Genomic DNA, 4,472 nt, shown 5'->3' with positions numbered 1-4,472 from the left:
TGCATTTCTCTCGGCTAAGGCATTGGCGCTATGGAGCGCTTCGCCAAGGCGTTGCCCCTAACTGCATAGCTCACCATACTAGAGGGTTGAATAGTCAACCCATCAACGCCTAGTCTCAGATATGCTGGCTACTCGGCTGAGTTACCCCCAACAGCAACGCACGGAGTCTCTACATGAGCCATTTTCGTAACATTGCACTCACTTCCATTGGCGCTGCGGTCCTTGCCGCTAGTGCACTGGTCACCAGCGCACACGCCGCCACCACCGTGGACCTGAGCTACAACGGTGCACCCGATCCTGATAAGAATGCTGTCCACGTCTTCGCCACCAACCTCAAGGAACTGGTTGAAGAGAAGACCGACGGCGAGGTCGAGCTCAAGCTCTATCCCAACAGTATGCTGGGGGACGAACAGGAGCGCATGGAACAGACGATGAATACCCCCAGCCTGAACATCGCTTCCTTCGCCGGCATGTCTCCCCTGGTACCTGAGATCTTCGTCAGTGCCATCCCGTTCCTCTTCGACGACTTCGAATCGGCTCGCCAGTTCTTTGACGAAGGACAGTACTGGGAGGCCGTCGAGGACGCCTTACGTGAGCGCGCTGGCGTAGAGCTTTTAGCGGTGGTCGAGGAAGGCGGCTTCCTGGCCTTCACCAATGACAAGAAGCCCATCTCCTCCCCGAGTGATTTCGAGGATCTACGCTTTCGGGCCATGGACCCCAGTCAGGTCGCACTTTATGAGGCCTTTGGTGCTTCTGGCACCCCGATCCCCTGGACAGAAGTCTACATGGCCCTCAAGACCGGGGTCGCCGACGGCCAGATGAACCCCCCGATGTACATCATCATGGGCAGCCTCTATGAAGTGCAGGACTACCTGACACTGGCCAACATTCAGTATTCCGACCAGTTCCTGGTAGGCAACGGCGCCATGATCGACGCCTGGGACGAGGAGGTGCATCAGGCGTTTCTGGAAGCGGTCGACGAGGCTAACCAGATGGCGCGCGAGCACAACGAGGCCAGGGTAGATGAACGTATCGCCTACCTCGAGGAGCAGGGCATGGAGGTGATCCGTCCCTCCGAGGAGGAACTGACGGCCTTTCGGGAGCAGGGCCAGCCGGCCTACCTTGAATGGCTCGGCGAACAGGATATCGACCCGTCCTTCATCGAGATGGCGCTCGAAGACACCGGGATGACCCACCTGGTCGAGTAGGCCTTCTGAAACCACATTGTCACCTTGGGGCAGAGGGCTCCCTGCCCCCACTATACGGAAACCGTTATGGCTTCCCTGAGTTCCCGCGTGCTGGCTATCAGCCGGCCCGTCACCCTATCGATTGCCAGTAGCCTGTTACTCATTGATCTGGCGGTGATCCTCTATGGCGTCTTTATGCGCTACCTGGCCGGTGGCGCACCCATCTGGACGGACGAGTTGGCCCGCTTCCTGATCATCGGCAGCGTGCTGCTAGGCGCCGGTGCCGTGTGGATTGAGGGTGGGCATATGCGCGTCGCGCTAATCGAGAGCCTGCTTCCTCCGCGGCTGTGCCAGGTACTCAATCTCTACCAGTGGCTGTTGACGCTCAGCCTGGCCATTGCCGGTACTGTCATCAGCTACCGATATGCGCTGTCGGTATCGATGTTCACTAGCCAAGGGCTGGGCGTCAGCAGAACGATTCCCATGTTTTCTCTGCCCATCGGCTTTGCCTTGCTGACCTGGCATGCCTTTTGGTATGGACCGGCACCCTTGAAGACACTGACGGAGGACACGGCATGACGTTGACCATGCTGGCAGTGCTCCTTGTACATGTTTTGTTGGGATTACCACTATTTGTCTCACTCTTGGCCGCGGCTGTGGTGGGATTTATGTTCGTGGATCCCGCCATGATTCCCAGGATGATGCCTCAACAGTTCTTTGGGGGAATCAATGCTTTCTCATTGATGGCCATACCGCTCTTTATCCTGTCTGGCAACCTGATGAATGCCACCCGCCTCACGGACCGGCTGATGGTGCTGGCCAAGTTGCTGGTCGGTCATCTCCGCGGGGGCATGGGTCATGTCAATGTGATATCCAGCGTCTTCTTTGCCGGTGTGAACGGGTCGGCGGTCGCCGATACGTCAGCCCTAGGGTCATTGCTGGTACCGCCCATGCGCAAGGAAGGCTATTCCACCGCCTTCGCCGCCGGGCTGACGGCGGGCAGCTCGCTGATCGGGCCCATCATTCCGCCCAGTATCTTCATGATTCTCTATGCCTCGCTGACCAATACCTCTGTCGGGGATCTCTTCCTCGCTGGGGTGATCCCCGGGCTGCTACTGGGGCTCGCTTTCATGGGCATGAACGCCTGGTATGCATGGCAGAAGGGATTGGAGAAGCGTGGCGGACTGCCCACGATCCAGGAAGTATCATGGGCGGCCCTGGGAGCACTACCTGCCTTGGTAGCCCCCTTCATCATCGTGGCGGGCATCGTTATGGGCTTCGTCACACCCACGGAGTCCGGCGCCTTGACAGCGCTGTACGTGGCGCTGTGCGGCATGGCCCAGGGCAACCTGCACATCGCCGACTTCTGGAAGGCAATCGTCGACACAACGCGCCTGACTTCGGCGATTTTTCTGATCATGGCAGCATCCGCCACGATCAGCTGGTTGCTTTCTTATGCTCAGGTACCCAACCAATTTGTTGCCCTTTTGACGCCTTACATCGAGCAACCGGTGGTGATCCTATTGCTACTCAGCGGTATTACTTTTGTCACCGGCATGTTCATGGAGGAGGTCTCGGCGCTGATGCTATTGACGCCGATATTCTCCCCTGTCGCCATAATGGCTGGCATCGACCCGGTTCATCTCGGCATCATCATCACTCTGAACATCACGATTGCATTGATTACGCCTCCCATGGGCGCCTGCGTGTTCGTCGCTGCCGCCGTAAGCCGGCTGGAGATCGTTTCGCTGTTCCGGACTATCTGGCCATTCGTGGTGACCGCCACCTTGGTGCTGTTGCTGCTCATCCTGTTCCCTTCCCTGGCCCTCTGGCTACCGACTCATATTGGATGACTCCATGAATGAACCATTTCGTACCACATTTTCCTCCCCCATTCGTCGAAGCCCAGACCCTGAATGGTCAGTTGTCAGCCGTATACTTATCAAGGGAAGTGACGAGCCTCTGGTGCCACTGAGCCTGGCACCCTCCCCAATCAAGGTCTTCCCGGTCTATGCCAAGCAGGGCATTCCCGGCTCGATCGACGAGTGCTATGTGCGTGAGGGAGTTTACCGTCGCTTGCTCAGAGTGGCGCGGTCGCTCCCGCCTGCATTCGGGTTGGTGGTCCTCGACGGCTGGCGCCCCTGGCGGGTCCAGCAATACCTCTTCGATACCCTTCAGGAGGCCATTCGGTCCCACCATCCTGACCTTACCGATGAGGAGTTGCTGGAACGGACAAGGGAGTTTGTCTCAGTGCCCAGCCGCGAGGCAGAAGCACCCAGTCCGCACCTCACAGGCGGCGCCGTGGATGTGACCTTAAGTGATGCCGATGGCCTCCCGCTGGACATGGGGACGCTATTTGACGAGGCTGTACCAATTTCGCATACAGCAGCCTTGGAAACCATCGGCTACCCGAGCACTCGTGAACAGCAAGCCCGCGACAGTCGGCGGCGCCTGTATGAAGCCATGCTCGAACAGGGCTTCACCAACTTGCCAAGCGAATGGTGGCATTACGACATGGGAGATCAACTCTGGGCCTACTATGGCGGCCACGAGCAAGCACTTTATGGACCTGCAGAGTTGGAGACCATCGAAAATCGCTGGAAGCGTCAGCTGTAACAGTTTCCCACAACGTGCCTAGATTTGGTTGATCCAGCAGGCCGGCCGTGAGCCACCCCCCCAGTGGCTCTGCCTGGTAGGCGGAAGTAGCGGATACGGGTCTTCTTCATCGAAGCTGCTTGCTTTGCCATGGAATCTGTCAACCAGATTGACGGCATTTTCAGCAATCTTTTTTGGCGGAGGGTCTGCTTTCGGCCATTATGCATAGCTATACATAACCCTGAATCCGTGAAGCCGGCCCTCTAAAAGCCTTCTAAACTGCTGATGTGCATGGCAATATAGCCACTATCGCCGTTCACCCGGACAGTGCCATGCCCAACGTCAAATTCCGCGCCAGTGGCCGCACCCTCACCAGCCATGCCGGGCTCTCGCTCATCGGCCAGTGCTTCGAGATCGCCGGCGTCGACAGCATCGACAGCCACTTTCCCACCACGCTGGGCATGCGCAACAGCGACGTGATCAAGAGCTATCTGGGCCTGCTGTGCCTGGGCCTGAGCGACTTTGATGCCATCGAGAACTTCCGCCGCGACACGCCCTTCCAGCAACTGCTGACCCTGCAGAAGGTACCGAGCACCGCCACGCTGCGCCAACGGCTGGAGAAGCTCGCCGCCAACGACCTGCAGGCGCGAACCGCGACGTTATCCACAAGGCACGCCAGATCATCCTCGA

Annotated in this window: 4 protein-coding genes and 1 pseudogene; all 5 read left to right on the top strand. The window is 58.3% G+C overall.

The features are described from left to right. The first annotated feature begins 173 nt into the window (after positions 1 to 173). Complete coding sequence (gene dctP / locus ACESMD_RS09745; protein WP_372612662.1) at positions 174 to 1,208, top strand: TRAP transporter substrate-binding protein DctP; 1,035 nt, start codon at positions 174 to 176, stop codon at positions 1,206 to 1,208. A gap of 66 nt (positions 1,209 to 1,274) precedes the next feature. Next, complete coding sequence (locus tag ACESMD_RS09740; protein ID WP_372612660.1) at positions 1,275 to 1,766, top strand: TRAP transporter small permease; 492 nt, start codon at positions 1,275 to 1,277, stop codon at positions 1,764 to 1,766. After that, positions 1,763 to 3,040 carry a TRAP transporter large permease gene (locus ACESMD_RS09735; RefSeq protein WP_372612658.1) on the top strand — a complete coding sequence of 426 codons (1,278 nt, stop codon included), beginning with the start codon at positions 1,763 to 1,765 and terminating at the stop codon, positions 3,038 to 3,040. Before ACESMD_RS09740 ends, ACESMD_RS09735 begins: the two co-directional genes overlap by 4 nt. A gap of 4 nt (positions 3,041 to 3,044) precedes the next feature. Continuing rightward, positions 3,045 to 3,803, top strand: a complete 759-nt coding sequence (locus ACESMD_RS09730; protein ID WP_372612656.1) for a M15 family metallopeptidase — start codon at positions 3,045 to 3,047, stop codon at positions 3,801 to 3,803. A 311-nt stretch (positions 3,804 to 4,114) separates the two neighbouring features. Next, positions 4,115 to 4,472, top strand: a pseudogene (locus ACESMD_RS09725) (IS1380 family transposase); the annotation flags it as partial.

This window comes from Halomonas sp. (assembly GCF_041689495.1).
Classification (GTDB): domain Bacteria; phylum Pseudomonadota; class Gammaproteobacteria; order Pseudomonadales; family Halomonadaceae; genus Halomonas.
This window is presented reverse-complemented; position numbering and strand designations above follow the sequence as displayed.

Excerpts from the sequence above, each read along its gene's own strand:
- dctP (WP_372612662.1), top strand. The coding sequence starts at position 174 with ATGAGCCATTTTCGTAACATTGCACTCACTTCCATTGGCGCTGCGGTC.
- ACESMD_RS09740 (WP_372612660.1), top strand. The coding sequence starts at position 1,275 with ATGGCTTCCCTGAGTTCCCGCGTGCTGGCTATCAGCCGGCCCGTCACC.
- ACESMD_RS09735 (WP_372612658.1), top strand. The coding sequence starts at position 1,763 with ATGACGTTGACCATGCTGGCAGTGCTCCTTGTACATGTTTTGTTGGGA.
- ACESMD_RS09730 (WP_372612656.1), top strand. The coding sequence starts at position 3,045 with ATGAATGAACCATTTCGTACCACATTTTCCTCCCCCATTCGTCGAAGC.